Below are 16083 nucleotides of genomic sequence, written 5' to 3'. Positions count from 1 at the left end.
GCGCACACTCGCCCTGGACGCACCGTGACGGTGCGGACCCCGGTGGACGGTTCGCGTCCGGCGATCAGGCCGGGACGATGTTCTCCGCCTGCGGGCCCTTCTGGCCCTGCGTGACGTCGAACGAGACCCGCTGGCCCTCCTGGAGCTCACGGAAGCCCTGGGTCGCGATGTTCGAGTAGTGGGCGAAGACGTCGGGGCCGCCGCCGTCCTGCTCGATGAAGCCGAAACCCTTTTCGGCGTTGAACCACTTGACGGTTCCCTGTGCCATGATCTTCTCATTCCGTAGGGAGCGGCCCCATCCGGATATGCCGGAAAACAAATAATGCGCCTAATGGAAACATTCCCGTCAGGCGCACATGGGTTCATGGGTACCACAACTGCAACGTCTTTACCTTAGCACAGGTCAGCGGTCGGTGACGGATCGGCGACGGAGGCGCTCCGCCGCTCCCCGCGGAATTCGGTGCGGTCAGCCCGCCGGCGTGATCGGGACGTAGCCCGTCCTGCGGCCGGACGCGTCCAGGAGGTTGCCCGCGAGTTTGGCCGTACGCAGGGTCAGCCGGCGGGAGCGGATCCGCACGGACGGGAAGCGGCGGCACAGGTCCTGCTCGGCGCGGGCGGCCTCCGACGGATGGTGGGTCACCAGCGAGGCCGTGAGGTTCGCGTCACCGAGGGTGAGCGCGCACATGCGGGTCTGCGGCAGCGCGATCAGGCCGGCCGCGACCGCCTCCAGCTCGCCGGGCGGGGCCTCGATCCAGAGTTCGGTGCTCTGCGGATGGCCGGTGATCTCGGGCGAGGCGTCGCAGCGCAGCACCAGCTCGCCGCCCGCGAGCAGCAGCCCGAGGCGGCGGCGCACCGTGGTGGGCGGCATCCCCGTGCGGTGGGCCAGCTCGGCGACCGGCATCCGGCCGTCCGCGCCCAGCGCCTGGGCGATGCGCAGGTCCACGGCCAGGTCGGGAGCGCGGCGGGCGGTGTCGTCCGCGGGCCGGCGGGCGGCGATCGCCGCGCGCTGCCCGGGGTCGAGGGCGCCGTCGTGCCAGCGGCTGCCCTCCCACAGCATCCGCTGCACCGGTGAGGTGCGGCTGCGCAGCACGCCCGGGACGGCGGCCAGCCGCTCCAGCAGGCAGCGCGCCAGCTCCTCCGGCCCGTACGCCGCGACCGTGAGGAGCAGGTCCGTGCCGCCCGTGACGATCTGCACGGTCGCCGCCCAGGGCTCCTCGGCGAGCCGCGCCGCGGCGGCGGTCACCTCGCCCGCCCGGCACTCGACCTCGACCAGCGCGGCCAGGCCCGTACCGAGGCGCTCCGGCGAGGGATAGCAGGTCACCCACGCGTCGCCGGCCGCCGTCAGCCGGGCCCAGCGGCGCGACAGCGTGGCCGGGTCGACGCCCAGCGGCCCGGCGAGCAGGGACCAGGGGGCGCGCGGGGCGACGCGCAGGGCGTCGACGAGCGCGAGGTCGAGTTCGTCGGTCATGGCCGGTCCGGGGTTCCCGGTCGTGGCCGATCCGTGCGGCACGCGGTGTGCTGAGGCCGATTCTTGCAGTGCGCTTCCACAGGGCCAGAGGTTAGCCATTGTTTCCGCCACACCTCATGGCACGCATGTTCCCGCCACTTCACGGCACGCATGTTCCCGCCACCTCATGGTCCGCATGTTTCCGCCGCCTCATGGCACGTACGGGGAGTCGCCCATGTCCCGCCCGGCACGAATCGTCGCACTGCTGGTGCTGGTGGAGTTCGGCAGCGGGATCCTGCAGGGCGGGTTCCCCGTCCTGCTGCCCGATCTGGCCGACCGGCTGCGTCTCGGGGCGGCGGACCAGTCGCTGGCCACCGGCCTGGAGTTCCTGGTCTCCGGCATCGCCGTGCCCGTGACCTCCCGGCTCGGGGACCTGCTCGGCCACCGGCGCTGGCTGCGGATCACCCTCGTACTGACCTTCGCGGGCTTCCTCCTCACCGCGCTCGCCCAGTCGCTGCCCGTGCTGCTCGCCGGGCGGGCGCTCGCGGGCTTCCTCGCCTGCTGGCTGCCGCTGGAGTTCGCCATCGTCCGCGACGCGCTCGGCCCCGACCGGGGCGGGCGCGCGGTGGGCCTGCTGGTGGGGTCCCTCACCCTCGGCAGCATCGTCGGCGCGGTGGCGGTCGGACTGCCGGGCACGGACGGCGGCGGACTGCGGCCGCTGCTGTACGGGCTGGCCGTACTGCCCCTGCTCGGGCTGCTGCTGGTGTCGCGCGGCGTGCCGGAGTCCGGCACCCGGGCCCGGGGCGCGATCGACTGGCAGGGCGCGGCGCTGCTCTCCCTGGGGCTCGGCCTGCTGTTCGGCTCGGTCAGCGGGGCCGGCCTCGGGGCGGCCGGTGTGCTGGGGCTGCTGGCAGGGGCGGTGCTGCTGCTCGGTCTGTTCGTACGGCACGAACTGCGCGCCGTATCACCGCTGCTGGACCTGCGGGTGCTGGCCGGCCGGGCGACCGCCCCCGTGTTCGCGCTGAGCTTCCTGCTCGGCTGCGTGCTGTACGGGGCCCAGTCCGCCACCCTGAGCTTCCAGGCGGCCGATCCGGCGAGGGCCGGCTACGGGCTCGACGCCGACAGCGGCCTGCTGGGGCTGCTGACCCTGCCCGCGGTGGCGGGCGCGCTGCTGGGCTCGCTTACCGCGCACCGGCTGGGGCGCCGCTTCGGCGAACGCGCCGTGCTGACCGCGGCGTTCGCGGCCGGGGCGGCCGGCTACGGCGCGATCACGCTGCACCACACCGGCGCGGCGGCCTTCGTCCTGCCGAGCCTGATCGCCGGATACGGCGGCGGGCTCGGGCTGAGCCTGCTGCCCGCGCTGCTGATGCGCCGGCTGCCGGCGGAGCACACCGGGGTGGGCACCGGCGTCTACAACACCCTCAAGACCCTGGCCGGCGCCGCGACCGGCGCGGCGGGCGCCGCGGTCCTGGACACGATGCTGCTGCGGGCGGACGTTCCGCTGGAGGGCGCGTACGTCACGGTGTGGGCCTCGTGCGCGGTCCTCAGCGCCGTGGGCGTGCCCGTGGCGCTGGCGCTGCGCGGCGCGGGCCGGACACGCGGGCGCGGGGCCGCGGCCGAGCCGGTCGCCGAGGCCGCGTGAGGCGCTCCCTCATTCCTGAAGTACCCGAACCGCCACCAAGGAGACACGATGACCACCCTGTCGGAGTCCGCCGCCGCCATCCGCTCCGAGCTGGTGGAGCTGCGGCGCGCCCTGCACCAGGAGCCGGAGATCGGCCTCGAACTGCCGCTCACCCAGGCCCGGGTGCTGGCCGCGCTGGAGGGGCTGGGGCTGGAGCTCACCCTCGGCAAGCGGCTCAGCTCCGTCGTCGCCGTGCTGCGCGGCGGACGTCCGGGGCCCGCGGTGCTGCTGCGCGCGGACATGGACGCGCTGCCCGTGCAGGAGGCCGAGGGGCTGCCGTACGCCTCCCGGATTCCGGGGGCCATGCACGCCTGCGGACACGATCTGCACACCGCCGCCCTGGTGGGCGCGGCGCGGCTGCTGGCCGAGCGCAGGGCCGAACTGGCCGGTGACGTCGTGTTCATGTTCCAGCCCGGCGAGGAGGGGGAGGGCGGCGCCCGGCTCATGGTCGACGAGGGCGTGCTCGACGCTGCCGGCAGACGGGTGGTCGCCGCGTACGCCCTGCACGTCGGCGCCGCGCTGCTGCCCGGCGGCTGGGTCGCGACCAAGCCCGGGCCGGTGCTGGCGGCCGCGGACGAACTCGTGGTCACCATGCGCGGGCGCGGCGGCCACGGTTCGATGCCGCACACCGCCCTGGACCCGATCCCCGCCGCGTGCGAGGCGGTCGTCGCCCTGCAGACGATGGCGACGCGGCGCTTCGACGCGTTCGACCCGCTGGTGCTGACCGTCGGCAGCTTCCATGCCGGATCGGCCGACAACGTCATCCCGGACACGGCGGTCTTCTCCGCGACCGTGCGGACCTTCTCCGCCGAGGCCCGCGAGCGGGTACGGGAGGAGTCGCAGCGCGTGGTGCACGGCATCGCGGCCGCGCACGGTCTCACGGCGACGGCGGACTACCGCGACGGCTACCCGGTGACCGTCAACGACCCGGCGGAGACCGCCTTCGCGGAGCGGACGGCACGGCGACTGGTGGGGGACGACCGGTACGTGGAGATGCCCCATCCGATCATGGGGTCCGAGGACTTCGGCGTCCTCGGCGAACTCGTCCCGTCCGCCTATCTGATGCTGGGCGCGTGCCCGCCGGACCGCGATCCGTTCAGCGCCGCCTACAACCACTCGCCCGACGCCCGGTTCGACGACTCCGTCCTCCCGGACGCCGCCGCGCTGCTCGCGAGCCTGGCGATGGACCGCCTCACGGTGTGAACCGGGCGGCGATCCGGGGGCGTCGCACGAGCGGATACGCTCCTGGCATGGACATCCACGTGGAGATCGCCCGGGAGGCGAGTGACGAGCTCGTCGACGCCTTCGCCAGGTTGCTGCCGCAGCTGTCCTCCACGGCCGAGCCGCTCGACCGCGAGGCCGTCGAACGGATGGTGGCGTGCGACGCCAACACGGTGCTCGTCGCGCGGGCGGGCGACGCGATCGTCGGCACCCTGACGCTGGTGCTGCTGCCGCTGCCGGCCGGCCTGCGGGGCCGTGTCGAGGACGTGGTCGTCGACAGCGCGGCCCGCGGGCAGGGCGTCGCGGGGCTGCTCACCGAGGAGGCCCTGCGGATCGCCCGGGAGGCGGGCGCGCGGACGGTGGACCTCACCTCCCGGCCGGACCGCGCGGCGGCCAACCGGCTGTACGAACGGCTCGGCTTCCAGGTCCGGCAGTCCACGGTCTACCGCTATCCGGTCGGCGGGTAGGCGGGTCGGCCGGGCGCCCCCGTCAGGCGCAGAGTTCCTCACCCAGCGCGCTGCGGGCGTACAGCACCACCCCGCCGTGCCGGGCGCGGTTGACCAGCCGGGCGCCGCGCAGGACCGCGAGGTGCTGGCTCACCGCGCTGGGGGTGACGTCCAGGCGGCGGGCCAGCTCCGTGGTGGAGGCGGGCTCCGCCAGCAGCCCCAGGAGCCGGGCGCGCGGGGCGCCGAGCAGGCGTCGCAGCGCCTGGGTGGTGGGCGGCGGGTCGGGGGACTCGCCCATCGTGGCGCGGCCCCGGGCCGGGTACAGCAGGACCGGGGCCGGTCCCGGCGTGATCAGGGTGTTCGCGGCACGCGCGAAGAGCGTCGGTACGAGCACCAGCCCGCGCCCGGCCACCTCCACGTCCGTGCCGGGCCCCGCCGGTCCGCCGAACCGGAGGGTGAGCACGCCGTCGTGCCAGCTCACCCGGTGGTCGAGGTCGGCGAAGAGGCCGTCCGCCCCGCACTCGGCGAGGCGGCGCGCGCGGTGGACGAGGTCCGCCTGGAGGACGGAGCGGGCCCGCGGCCACCAGCCGGGTGCCAGACAGCGGTCCCAGTACTCCTGCAGGCCGTCCGCGATCCGGCCGAGCAGCGCCACCGGATCGGAGAGTCCCGTCTCGAGCAGTTCCGGCAGCGCGCCCTCGCGGGGCAGGAACGTCCGCTCCAGGTCCGGCCGGACGAGCTCCGGGGGCGTCGCGCGCACCGCGGCGAGCTCCTTCGCGACGTCGGGCCAGGCGGTCGCGGGACGCGGGGTGAGGAAGTCGGGGAGGTAGTGGTGCCGGCTCGCCAGCGCCAGCAGCAGGTCGCGGTGGCGGAGGGCCTGGAACTCCGGCCGGATCCGGTCGAACCAGGGGAGCTGCTCGGCGAACTGCGCCGACTCCCCCCACATGCGCAGGCTGAGCACCGTCTCCTGCAGCGCCGAGCAGGCGAACGAGGTGGCCGCCAGATCGGCGAGGCCCAGGCGGAAGCGGACGGTGGTCTTCGCGACCGGGTGCAGGTGGTGCGTGTGCGTGCTCATTGAGCGCCACACTAAATGTCTTCACCGCGGCGGGGAACCGCACTGTGATCGGCACCATGACTACCACGACGACTGCTCCCGCACCGGGCGTCCGGCGCCTGCTGCACCCCGATCCCGCCGTACGCAGACTGACCTGGATGGTGCTGGTCAACATGCTCGGTACGGGCATGTATCTGACCGTCAGCGCCCTGTACTTCACGCGGGTGGTGGGACTCGGCGCCGGCCAGGTGGGCCTCGGCCTCACCGTCGGCGGGGTGTGCGGCGTCGTCGCGAGCGTTCCCGCCGGCCGGGCGGCGGACCGGTGGGGCAGCCGGCGGGTGCTGGGCGTGCTCTTCGTGCTGGAGGCCGTCGGCATGGCGGCGTACACGCAGGTGGACAGCTTCCCCGCGTTCCTGGTGCTCGTCTGCGTCGAGACGGCGCTCGTAGAAGCCGCGGGGACGGCGACGGGCGCGCTGTACGCCGAGGCGCTGCCGGCCGAGACGCGGATGGCGGGGCGGGGCTATCTGCGGGCGGTGGCGAACGTCGGCTTCGGCGCGGGCGCCGCGTGCGCGGCGCTGGCCCTGCAGGCGGACACGCGGGGCGGGTACGTCGTGGTGATCCTCGTGAACGCGCTGACGTTCGCGGCCGCGGCGGCCCTGCTGCCGGGCATCCCGCTGGTGGCCGACCGCGACCCGGAGGAGCCCGGGGGAGAGGCGCCCGCCGCCGGGCCCGGTGACACGAAGCGCCGACGCGCCCTGCGCGACGTGCCGTTCCTCGCCGTGACCGCGCTGGGCGGCCTGATGGCGCTGCAGTTCGCGGTGCTCAACGTCGGCCTCCCGTTGTGGATCGTCCAGCACACCGACGCCCCGCGGGCGCTGGTCGCCGCCACGATGGTCCTCAACACCGTGCTCGTCGTGGCCCTCCAGGTGCGGGCCACCCGCGTCACCCGCGATCCGCGGTCCGCCGCCCGCGCCTGCCGCCGGGCGGGCCTGCTGCTCGCCGTCGCGTGCCTCGTCTTCGCGGCCGCGCACGGACTGCCCGGCTGGGCGGCGGCGCTGGTCCTGCTCGCCGGCGTGGCACTGCAGGTCCTCGGCGAGGTGCTGTCCGAGGCGGGCAGTTGGCTGCTCGGATACGACCTGGCGGACCCGCGAGCCATCGGCGAGTACCAGGGTGTCTTCAACGCCGGCAAGGTGGCGGCCCTGACCCTGGGCCCGGCCGTCGTCACCGCCACGGCGGTCGCCCACGGCCTCGCGGGCTGGGCGTTCCTGGCGGCCGTGTTCACCGCGGCGGGCGCGGCGATGCCGGCGGCCGTACGGTGGGCGGCCGCCGGCCGGACGTGACCCCTAACTCGGCGCGTGCGTCCGGTACACCACGGCCGCCGCCGCGGTGTCGAGCGCCGCGTGGCCGGTGGACTTGAACACCGTCGTCTCCCCGTCCGTACGACGGCCCGGGTGGCGTCCGGCCAGCACGTCGCCGATCAGCGTGGCGCCGCCCTCCGGCAGGCCCTGGAGCTCGTCGGCGCCGGCCGGGGGCGGGGAGGTGACCGCGCCCGGCCACTCGACGAAGACCGAGCCGGCCCGGACCGTCCCGGCGTCGAGTTCGCAGCCGTCGAAGCCCCCGACCGAGCTGACGTGCGCGCCGGGCGCGAGCCAGTCGTACGCGAGGACGGGGGTGCGCGTCGCCGTGCAGCAGAAGACGACGTCGGCCCCGTCCACGGCCTCCCGTACCGTTGCCGTCCGCGCGCCCGGGAACGCCTGGGCGGCGGCCCGCGCGCGGCCCTCGTCGCGCCCCGCGACGGTGACCTCGGCGGTGGTGCCGAGCGCCGCCAGCAGCGCGAGCTGGGCCGTGGCCTGCACGCCCGTGCCGATGACCGTGATCCGGCGCGGCCCGGGGCGGGCGAGCGCCCGCATCGCGACGGTCGCGCAGGCCGCGGTGCGGACCGCTGTCACGGACTCCCCGTCGAGCAGGGCCAGCAGCGAGCCGTTGTGCTCGTCGAACAGGGCCACCACGCCCTGGTGGGCGCTGCGGCCCGGATGCTCCGGGTCGTCGAAGACGGAGACGAGCTTGGCGGACAGCCCGAGCCCGGGGACGTACGCGGGCATCGCCCCGAGCAGTCCCGCGGGCGCGAACGCGGCGATCCGCGGCGGGGCCGACACCGTGCCGTCGGCGATCGCGATCAGCGCGGTGGTCACCGCCTCGGTGACCGCCGCCGGGGCCAGGGCGGCGCGGGTGGCCTCGTGGCCGAGGATGAGGGTGTCGCGCATCAGTTGTCACCGGGTTCGTCGAAGTGCAGGGTCATGGGGTACCGCCGATCGCGCCCAGGACGCGCCGGAGTTCCTCCGCGCCCCGGTCCAGCTCCCGCAGCAGACCGGCGAGTCGGGGATCGGCGAACTCCGCGGAGGGGCCCACCAGCGTCAGCGCGCAGACCGGCGCGCCGCCCGGCGCGGTGAGCGCGCGGGACGCCGACGCCACCAGCTGCTGGGCCCGTTCCCGCTGCACGGCGTGCCCGGTCCGGGCCGTACGCGCCAGCTCGGCCCGCAGCCCGCCGGGGCCGTCCAGCGGGTGGCCCTGGGCCTCGGCGGCCCGCAGGAACGGCTCACGCTCGGCCTCGCCGAGTGCGGCGACCAGGGCCAGCGGGCCCGCGAAGCGGTGGAGGGGCAGCAGCTCGTCGCGCAGATCGCTGAGCATGGCGAGCCGGTCGGGCCGCACCACGTCGACGACGCGCGAGCGGTCGCCGGCCGGCACCTGGAGGTTGACCATCAGCCCGGTCCGCGCGGACAGGTCCTCGAGCACCGGACGCGCCAGCGCGGCCAGTGAGCGCGCGGCGGCTCCCGCCGTCAGCTGCAGCAGCACGGGCCCGGGCAGATAGCGGTCGCCCAGGCGCAGCACCCAGCCCCGGCGGCCCAGGTCCACCAGCACCCGGTAGGCCGTGGCGCGGTGCAGGCCCAGGCCGTCGGCGAGTTCGCTGAGCCGGGGCGGGTGCGGGGACCGGGTGACGGCCTCCACGAGATCGAGGGCCTTGTCCACCGCGGAGGTGGCTGAGGCGGCCATGGGCCTTCACCTTCCTTGGGCGGGTGGGTTAGGGTGCCACGTGTTTCACCAGACGTACTGATGATTACATCAGATGAAACAGATCCAGGGAAGCGGAGAGAGTGTGAGCAGCGAAGCCGCCGGAGCGCCCCCGCTCCCCGCGCCCGCCCCCGCCGGAGCGCCCCAGCCCTTCGCGCCCGCCCCCGCCGGGAAGGCGACCCTCTACCGCGGCGCCACCGTCTTCGACGGCACCGGCTCCCCGGCCCGCCCCGGCACCACGCTGGTCGTCGACGGCGAGCGCGTCGTGCGGATCGCGCCCGACGCCGAGGTCGCGGACGCCGACCACCCGGGCGCGGCCGTCGTCGACCTCGCCGGCCGCCATGTCATCCCCGGCCTCATCGACTCCCACCAGCACATCGCCACCCCGCCCGACCGCCCGCTGGCCGAGGCGGTGCTCCGCCGCGACCTGCTCGGCGGGGTGACCGCCACCCGCGACATGGCGGACGACCTGCGCCAGGTCGCCGACCTCGCCCGCGCAGCGCGCGTCGGCGAGATCGCCGCGCCGGACATCCACTACGCGGCGCTGATGGCCGGGCCGACGTTCTTCGACGACCCGCGGACCTGGCAGGTCGCCCAGGGCGCCACCCCGGGGGAGACCCCGTGGATGCAGGCGGTCACCCCGGAGACGGACCTGCCGCTGGCCGTGGCGATGGCCCGCGGCACCTTCGCCACGGCGATCAAGGTGTACGCGAACCTCCCCGGCGACCTCGTCGCCGCGATCACCGCCGAGGCCCACCGCCAGGGCGTCCCCGTCTGGGCGCACGCCGCGGTGTTCCCCGCCACCCCGGCCGAGGTGATCGGGGCCGGCGTGGACAGCGTCTCCCACGTCACGCTGCTCGTGCACCAGGCGGCCGGCCGGCCGCTCACGACGTACCGGGACAAGCCCCCCGTCGACCACGCCCGGTTCGCCTCGGGGACCGACCCGGTGATGGACGGGCTGTTCGCGGACATGCGCCGCCGCGGCACGATCCTGGACGCCACCGCCGGCATGTGGGCGTACGCCGCCGAGGAGGCGGACGACGCGGACGCGGCCGCCGCCGCCCGTCGCAACAGCGAGCTGGCCGCCGCCCTCACCGCCCAGGCGTACCGGGCCGGTGTGGCCCTGGCCACCGGCACCGACCGCGACCCCGACGCCGCCGACCCCTGGCCGCCGCTCCACCACGAACTCGCCTTCCTGGTCCGGGAGTGCGGCATCCCCGCCGAGCAGGTCCTGCACAGCGCCACCCTCGTCGGCGCGCGCAGCATGGGCGCCGAGGCGGAGCGGGGTTCGCTCGAGGCGGGGAAGCTCGCCGACTTCGTGGTCCTCGCCGAGGACCCGCTCACGGACATCACCCGGCTGCGGACGATCGAGTACGTCGTCAAGCGCGGCCGGCGCCACGACCGCCCCTGACCGAAAGGCCCCCGCATGCCCGGCACCCCGCTGATCGTCAACGCCCTCGGCGGACTGGAGAACCCCAACGTCTCCGGCGAGCACACCGGCGGCGGACTGGTGCACACCGCCGCCGACCTGGCGATCGACGCCCGCGCGCTCGCGGACGCGAAGAGCTCCGGCCTGACGGCGGTGAACATCACCCTCGGCTATGTGATGGGTGACTTCGAGCCGTACGAGCACACGCTCGAGGAGATCCGGACCTGGGACGGCATCGTCGGCGCCCACCCGGACCACCTCCTGGCGGTCCGCAGCGCCGCCGACATCCGCCGCGCCCGCGACGAGGACCGCGTCGGCGTCATCTACGGCTTCCAGAACGCCGTCGCCGTCGGCGACGACCTGACCCGCGTCGCCACCTTCGCCGAACTCGGCGTCCGCGTGGTGCAGCTGACGTACAACCAGGCCAACCACATCGGCGACGGCGCCATGGCCCCGGAGAACCGCGGCCTGACGCCCTTCGGCCGCGATCTGGTGTACGTGCTGAACGAGCACCGCCTCATGGTCGACCTCTCCCACAGCGGCGAGCAGACCTGTCTGGAGGCCGCGGCGCTGTCCCGGCAGCCGGTGTCGGTCAACCACACGGGCTGCCGCGCGCTGTGCGACCTCCCCCGCAACAAGACCGACGACGAGCTGCGCCTGGTGGCCGACACCGGTGGCTTCGTGGGCATCTACTTCATGCCCTTCCTCACCGGCTCCGGCCATCCGCGCGCCACCGACGTCGTCGACCACCTGGTGCACGCGGTCGACGTGTGCGGCGAGGACCACGTCGGCATCGGCACCGACGGCCCCGTCACCGCGATCGACGATCTGGACGCCTACCGCGAGGAACTCGCCGGGCACACGGCGGCGCGCGCCGAGGCGGGTGTCGCGGCGGCGGGGGAGCGGGCCGACACGATGCCGTTCGTGGTCGACCTGCGGGGCGCCGACCAGTTCCGCAAGCTGATCCGCCTGCTGGAGGAGCGCGGCTGGTCGGACGAGCGGATCGCGAAGGTGATGGGCGGCAACTTCGTCGCGTACGCCGAGCGGGTCTGGGGCGCCTGATCCGCTCCTTTGGGGCGCCCGGCCGCCGTTGTACGATCCGGCCGTGACGGTAGGCGCGGGGGAGCCGGCGCTGTGGCTCGTCCCCTCGTCGGGGCCGGCCGGCGGCGAGGGCGCGGAGCTGCTGGACGCCCAGGAGGGGGCCCGGCTGCGGTCGTTGCGGCGGGAGGCCGACCGGCGGACCTATCTGGCCGCGCACGTCACCCTGCGCCGGGTGCTCGGGGAGCGGCTCGGCGTACCGCCCGAGGACGTCGTCTTCGAACGGGAGCCGTGTGTGTCCTGCGGGGCCCCGCACGGGCGGCCGCGGGTCGCGGGCGGGGCAGGCGGCGTGCACTTCTCCCTGTCGCACAGCGGGGAGTTGGCGCTCGTCGGGCTGGCCGGCGCGCCGCTGGGCGTGGACGTCGAGGCGTTCCCGGCGCCGCCGGTGGTCGCGGATCTCGTCACGGCGCTGCATCCGGCGGAGCAGGCGGAGCTGACCGCCCTCCCGGAGCGGGAGCGGGTGGCGGCGTTCACCCGCGTCTGGGTGCGCAAGGAGGCGTATCTCAAGGGACTCGGCGCGGGCGTCGTCCGCTCGGTGGCCCTGGACCACGTGGGCGCGGGTCCGTCCCCGGCGCCGCTGCCCGCGCCGTGGACGCTGCGCGACGTGCCGTGCCCGCCCGGGTACGGAGCCGCGGTGGCGTTCACGCGGGCTCCGTGACCCCCGGCGGGGAATCGCTCAGACGTAGATCGACCGCGACCTCCAGTCCGGGGCGGGCAGCGCCTTGCGGTCCACCTTCCCGTTGGCGGTGACGGGCAGTTCGTCCACCGAGACGAACGCCGCGGGGACCATGTACTCGGGGAGCCGCTCCCGTACGTACGCGCGTACCGCGCGGCGGTCCAGCGGCCCGCCCGGATGCACGATCCAGGCCACGAGCCGCCGTTCGCCGGTGTGGCTCTCGCGCAGACCCACCGCCGCGCCCCGCACCTGCGGGTGCCGGGTGAGTACGTTCTCCACCTCGCCGGGCTCGACGCGGAAGCCGCGCAGCTTGAACTGGTCGTCGACCCGGCCCAGGAACTCGACCACCCCGTCGGCGCGGCGCCGGGCCCGGTCGCCGCTGCGGTAGTGGACGCCGCGCGCCCCGCTCCACGTCCCCCGGACGAACCGCTCCGCCGTCAGCTCCGGCCGCCGCCAGTAGCCCCCGGACACCCCGGCGCCGCCGATCCACAGCTCACCCGGGGTGCCGTCCGGCACCGGCTGCCCGTGCTCGTCGACGATCGTGACCGTCACGTTCTGCAGCGGGCGGCCGATCGGGACGGCGGTGCCCAGGTCCTCGTCGGCGCCGACGCGGTGGCAGCAGGCGAACGTCGTGGTCTCCGTGGGCCCGTAGCCGTTCACGATCTGCAGACCCGGCACGGCCTCGCGCAGGGCGTCGAGGTGCGCCACCGACAGCACGTCGCCGCCGGCGAGCACGGTCCGCAGCCCGGCGAACGCGGTGACGTCCGCGTCGATCTGGCGGTGGAAGAGGGCTGCGGTCAGCCACAGCACGGTGATCCCCGAGTCCCGCAGCAGCCCGCCCAGTTCCTCGGGGTGGACCTGCCGCGGCGGGGCCAGCACGAGGCGCGCGCCGTTGAGCAGCGCGCCCCAGATCTCGAAGGTCGCCGCGTCGAAGGTGACCGGGGCCAGTTGCAGGACGCGGTCGGAGGGGCCGAGGTCCACGTAGTTGGGCTCGGTCACCAGATTGGTGATGTTGCCGTGCCGGACGACGACGGCCTTGGGCAGGCCGGTGGAGCCGGAGGTGAACATCAGATACGCCGGGTCGCCCGCGTCCACGCCGGGCGGCGCGGGGACGGGCGGCGCGTCCGCGAACCCGGCGCCGGTCGTGGTCACTTCGAGGCCCGCGAACTCGGCGCCCACCGTGGCCACGTCGAGACCCGCGAACCGCCCCGCGGTGTCCGCGTCCGTCACCGCCACCCGTACACCGGCGTCCGCGAGCACGTCCGCCAGCCGGCGCGCGGGCTCCCCGGCGTCGACCGGCACATACGCGGCGCCGGCCTTCAGCACACCCAGCAGCGCGGCGACGAGGCCCGCGGAACGGGGCAGGCACACCGCCACCCGGTCGCCGCGGGCGACTCCCGCCCCCGCGGTCAGCCGCTCCGCCAACCGGTCCGACCAGCGGTCGAGTTCACCGTAGGAGACCTCCGCGGCGCCGGCCGACCCGGTCACCGCGACCGCGTCCGGAGCCTCCCGCGCCCAGCGCCGGAACGCCTTGATAACCGTTGTCATGCCGTCATCATGTCAGCGATCTCCAGTCCCTATACTCGCCGAATGCGATTCGCCCTCCCCCGTCGCCCCGTGCCGGCCGGCTTGTGCGCGTTACTCGTTCTGCTGGCCGTCGGCACCGCCCTCATGATCTCCATGCGCCCGGTCGGAGCGGCCGGTTCCGGCGCTCCGGCGGAGAAGTTCTCCGCGGCCAGGGCGATGACCCAGCTGGAACGGATATCCGCCCGGCCGCACCCCATAGGCAGTGAGGCGCACGACGAGGTGCGCGACTACCTGCGGGCGGAGATGACGAAGCTCGGACTGCGCACCCGTCTGGTCGAGGGCACCGCCGTCAACGCCTGGAACGGCTCCCCGTTCCCCGCCGGCCGCGTCTCCACCCTGGTCGCCGAACTCCCGGGCACGGGTGGCGACGGCACGGTCTACCTCGACGCCCACTACGACTCGGTCCGCAAGAACCCCGGCGCCAACGACAACGGCGTGAACGTCGCCGGACTGGTCGAGGTCGCCCGGGCGCTCACCGAGGGCCCGAAGCTGAAGAACGACGTGGCGTTCGTCTTCACCGACGCCGAAGAGGTGGGCCTGCTCGGCATCCGCCACTTCCTGGACACCGAGAAGCCGGACAAGGACCACTCGGTGGTCCTCAACCTCGAGGTCCGCGGCGCGAGCGGACCGCCGGTGATGTTCCAGACCTCCACCGGCAACGCCGGGGTGATCGGACATCTGGCCGAGGTCCGCCAGCCGCTGGGCTTCTCGCTGGCCGCCGAGGTCTACCGCCGCCTCCCCAACGACAGCAACTTCACCGAGTGGAGCGACGACGGCTTCACCGGACTGAACTTCGCCTACCTCGACAGCTCGCCCTACTACGACTCCGGCGCCGACTCGCTCGCCCGCGTGCGCCCGTCGACCGTCCAGACGTACGGGGCGCAGAACCTCACCCTGGTCCGCAGCCTCGGCGACGCCGACCTGGGCAGCCTCGACCAGGGCTCGGACACCTTCTTCTGGCTGCCGTTCACGCTGGTGGCGTATCCCGACTGGCTGGTGCTGCCGCTCCTGGCGGCCGCGGTGGCGGGGCTGGCCGGCGGGCTGTACCTGGTCCGGGTGCGGATCCGGAGCTATCTGTGGGCGCTGCTGTCCTTCCTGGCCCCGCTCGTCCTCGCCCCGCTGCTCGCGCTGGCGCTGTGGCTGGTCTGGGTGGGCGCCCGCCCGGAGTACGGGACGTTCCTGCTCGGCGACACGTACGAACCGGGCTGGTTCCGGGCGGCGTTGAGCGTCCTCGGGATCACGGTCGTCTCGGCGTGGTACCTGGTGTTCCGGCGCCGACTCGGTCCGGTGCCGCTCCTCGGCGCCGGACTCACCTGGCTGGCGCTCCTCGGCACGGTGACCGCCTTCGCCGCTCCCGGAGCCTCGTATCTGTTCACCCTGCCCGTGCTGTTCACGGCCGGCGCCGGCTGTCTGATCGCGGCTCTGAAGAAGCCCGGGTGGTGGCCGCTCGCCATCGGGTTCGGGGCGACGGTCACCGCCGTGCTGGCGGTGCCGATCGTCGCCCTGCTCTATCCGGCGCTCGGGGTACGGCTGGGGCTCGCGCCCGTCCTGCTCATCGTGCTGCTGGCCGTGCCGGCGGTGCCGCTGCTGGAGCTGCTCGTACCGAAGTTCCCGCGGCTGACCACGGCCGTCGCGGGCGCCGTCGCGCTCTCGCTGTTCGCGGTCGGGCTGGCCGTGGACCCGCTGGACGAGACCCGGCCGAAGCTGACCAGCCTGGCCTACGCCCTCGACGCCGACACCGGCAAGGCGCGCTGGGTGTCGGCCGATCCGGAGCCCAACGACTGGTCCAAGGCGTACGTCACCACCGAGCGCGAGCCGATGGAGCCGGACCTGCCGCCGCTCACCGGCCCGCTCTTCTCCGACTACCTCACCGGCCCCGCGAAGGCCGCGGACCTCGCCGCCCCGGAGCTGTCGGTCACGCAGAACGAGGTGAGCGGCGACGGGCGGACCGTGCGGCTGCGCCTCAGCTCCCCGCGCCGGGCGCCGGTCCTGTGGTTCCATCTGGCGGACGACGGGCCGCGTCTGGTGCGGGCGAGCATCGACGGCCGCGAGGCGCCGGTCGACGTGGACCCGTGGGGGCCCGGCGGCACCTGGGGCTGGGGCTTCGGCTTCCACAACCTGCCCGCGGACGGCATCGAGGTGGTGCTGACCTTCGCGGGGACCGGGACCGTACAGGCGAAGCTCATCGACCAGACGGACGGCCTGACCGGGCTCCCGGACTACCAGGCGCCGCCCGCCGGGACGAAGTGGTCGGTGGCCCCGTCCGACAGCACGTACGTGACGAATGAACACGGCGGTGGCCACGGTGACGGCGCCCGCTGCGAGAAACGCGTCGTTGAGGCCGGTGGCGAAGGAAGCGCCGCTGGATTGCCGGGTGC

At 74.8% G+C, this 16083-nt stretch carries 14 protein-coding genes; 8 read left to right on the top strand and 6 right to left on the bottom strand.

All coding sequences use genetic code 11. The annotated features are described in order from the left end of the window. Positions 1 to 64: 64 nt before the first annotated feature. Complete coding sequence (locus AB0M28_RS36430) at positions 65 to 268, bottom strand: cold-shock protein (RefSeq protein ID WP_030069301.1); 204 nt, start codon at positions 266 to 268, stop codon at positions 65 to 67. Positions 269 to 466: 198 nt separating this feature from the next. Then, positions 467 to 1468, bottom strand: a complete 1002-nt coding sequence (locus AB0M28_RS36425; protein ID WP_365414430.1) for an AsnC family transcriptional regulator — start codon at positions 1466 to 1468, stop codon at positions 467 to 469. A 214-nt stretch (positions 1469 to 1682) separates the two neighbouring features. On the opposite strand from AB0M28_RS36425, the gene AB0M28_RS36420 reads away from it, so the two are divergent. The 3 genes from AB0M28_RS36420 to AB0M28_RS36410 are packed head-to-tail and all read left to right on the top strand — an operon-like array spanning position 1683 to position 4816. Continuing rightward, positions 1683 to 3089, top strand: a complete 1407-nt coding sequence (locus AB0M28_RS36420) for an MFS transporter (protein WP_365414428.1) — start codon at positions 1683 to 1685, stop codon at positions 3087 to 3089. A 48-nt stretch (positions 3090 to 3137) separates the two neighbouring features. Then, complete coding sequence (locus tag AB0M28_RS36415) at positions 3138 to 4331, top strand: M20 family metallopeptidase (RefSeq protein ID WP_365414427.1); 1194 nt, start codon at positions 3138 to 3140, stop codon at positions 4329 to 4331. A 47-nt stretch (positions 4332 to 4378) separates the two neighbouring features. After that, positions 4379 to 4816: a GNAT family N-acetyltransferase gene (locus AB0M28_RS36410; protein WP_365414425.1), complete on the top strand. Its 438-nt coding sequence runs from the start codon at positions 4379 to 4381 to the stop codon at positions 4814 to 4816. Between the two features lie 22 nt (positions 4817 to 4838). On the opposite strand, the gene AB0M28_RS36405 is transcribed toward AB0M28_RS36410, so the two are convergent. Continuing rightward, positions 4839 to 5867, bottom strand: a complete 1029-nt coding sequence (locus AB0M28_RS36405) for a helix-turn-helix domain-containing protein (RefSeq protein WP_365414423.1) — start codon at positions 5865 to 5867, stop codon at positions 4839 to 4841. 56 nt (positions 5868 to 5923) lie between these two features. Between AB0M28_RS36405 and AB0M28_RS36400 the strand changes: the two genes are divergently transcribed. Then, entirely contained in the window at positions 5924 to 7186 is a 1263-nt protein-coding gene (locus tag AB0M28_RS36400; protein WP_365414422.1) for an MFS transporter, read from the top strand. Positions 7187 to 7189: 3 nt separating this feature from the next. On the opposite strand, the gene AB0M28_RS36395 is transcribed toward AB0M28_RS36400, so the two are convergent. Together AB0M28_RS36395 and AB0M28_RS36390 are read right to left on the bottom strand one after the other, a co-directional pair. Then, positions 7190 to 8110: an NAD(P)-binding domain-containing protein gene (locus AB0M28_RS36395; RefSeq protein WP_365414420.1), complete on the bottom strand. Its 921-nt coding sequence runs from the start codon at positions 8108 to 8110 to the stop codon at positions 7190 to 7192. 31 nt (positions 8111 to 8141) lie between these two features. Continuing rightward, positions 8142 to 8897, bottom strand: coding sequence for a helix-turn-helix domain-containing protein (locus AB0M28_RS36390; RefSeq protein WP_365414419.1), 756 nt, complete (start codon positions 8895 to 8897; stop codon positions 8142 to 8144). 103 nt (positions 8898 to 9000) lie between these two features. Between AB0M28_RS36390 and AB0M28_RS36385 the strand changes: the two genes are divergently transcribed. The 3 genes from AB0M28_RS36385 to AB0M28_RS36375 are packed head-to-tail and all read left to right on the top strand — an operon-like array spanning position 9001 to position 12100. Continuing rightward, positions 9001 to 10326, top strand: coding sequence for an amidohydrolase family protein (locus AB0M28_RS36385; protein ID WP_365414417.1), 1326 nt, complete (start codon positions 9001 to 9003; stop codon positions 10324 to 10326). A gap of 15 nt (positions 10327 to 10341) precedes the next feature. Then, positions 10342 to 11406, top strand: a complete 1065-nt coding sequence (locus AB0M28_RS36380; RefSeq protein ID WP_365414416.1) for a membrane dipeptidase — start codon at positions 10342 to 10344, stop codon at positions 11404 to 11406. A gap of 43 nt (positions 11407 to 11449) precedes the next feature. Then, complete coding sequence (locus AB0M28_RS36375; protein ID WP_365414414.1) at positions 11450 to 12100, top strand: 4'-phosphopantetheinyl transferase superfamily protein; 651 nt, start codon at positions 11450 to 11452, stop codon at positions 12098 to 12100. An 18-nt stretch (positions 12101 to 12118) separates the two neighbouring features. On the opposite strand, the gene AB0M28_RS36370 is transcribed toward AB0M28_RS36375, so the two are convergent. Next, positions 12119 to 13666: an amino acid adenylation domain-containing protein gene (locus tag AB0M28_RS36370; RefSeq protein ID WP_365414412.1), complete on the bottom strand. Its 1548-nt coding sequence runs from the start codon at positions 13664 to 13666 to the stop codon at positions 12119 to 12121. Positions 13667 to 13708: 42 nt separating this feature from the next. Between AB0M28_RS36370 and AB0M28_RS36365 the strand changes: the two genes are divergently transcribed. Beyond that, positions 13709 to 16083 (top strand): M28 family peptidase (locus AB0M28_RS36365; protein WP_365414410.1); only part of this gene is annotated, 2375 nt, incomplete at its 3' end.

The sequence above is a fragment of the Streptomyces sp. NPDC051940 genome (assembly GCF_040680895.1).
GTDB lineage: Bacteria > Actinomycetota > Actinomycetes > Streptomycetales > Streptomycetaceae > Streptomyces.
The sequence above is the reverse complement of the archived record's forward strand: the minus strand, read 5'-3'. Positions and strand labels throughout refer to the sequence as shown.

Excerpts from the sequence above, each read along its gene's own strand:
- AB0M28_RS36370 (WP_365414412.1), bottom strand. The coding sequence starts at position 13,666 with ATGACAACGGTTATCAAGGCGTTCCGGCGCTGGGCGCGGGAGGCTCCG.
- AB0M28_RS36395 (WP_365414420.1), bottom strand. The coding sequence starts at position 8,110 with ATGCGCGACACCCTCATCCTCGGCCACGAGGCCACCCGCGCCGCCCTG.
- AB0M28_RS36430 (WP_030069301.1), bottom strand. The coding sequence starts at position 268 with ATGGCACAGGGAACCGTCAAGTGGTTCAACGCCGAAAAGGGTTTCGGC.
- AB0M28_RS36405 (WP_365414423.1), bottom strand. The coding sequence starts at position 5,867 with ATGAGCACGCACACGCACCACCTGCACCCGGTCGCGAAGACCACCGTC.
- AB0M28_RS36400 (WP_365414422.1), top strand. The coding sequence starts at position 5,924 with ATGACTACCACGACGACTGCTCCCGCACCGGGCGTCCGGCGCCTGCTG.
- AB0M28_RS36415 (WP_365414427.1), top strand. The coding sequence starts at position 3,138 with ATGACCACCCTGTCGGAGTCCGCCGCCGCCATCCGCTCCGAGCTGGTG.
- AB0M28_RS36410 (WP_365414425.1), top strand. The coding sequence starts at position 4,379 with ATGGACATCCACGTGGAGATCGCCCGGGAGGCGAGTGACGAGCTCGTC.
- AB0M28_RS36380 (WP_365414416.1), top strand. The coding sequence starts at position 10,342 with ATGCCCGGCACCCCGCTGATCGTCAACGCCCTCGGCGGACTGGAGAAC.
- AB0M28_RS36425 (WP_365414430.1), bottom strand. The coding sequence starts at position 1,468 with ATGACCGACGAACTCGACCTCGCGCTCGTCGACGCCCTGCGCGTCGCC.
- AB0M28_RS36420 (WP_365414428.1), top strand. The coding sequence starts at position 1,683 with ATGTCCCGCCCGGCACGAATCGTCGCACTGCTGGTGCTGGTGGAGTTC.
- AB0M28_RS36390 (WP_365414419.1), bottom strand. The coding sequence starts at position 8,897 with ATGGCCGCCTCAGCCACCTCCGCGGTGGACAAGGCCCTCGATCTCGTG.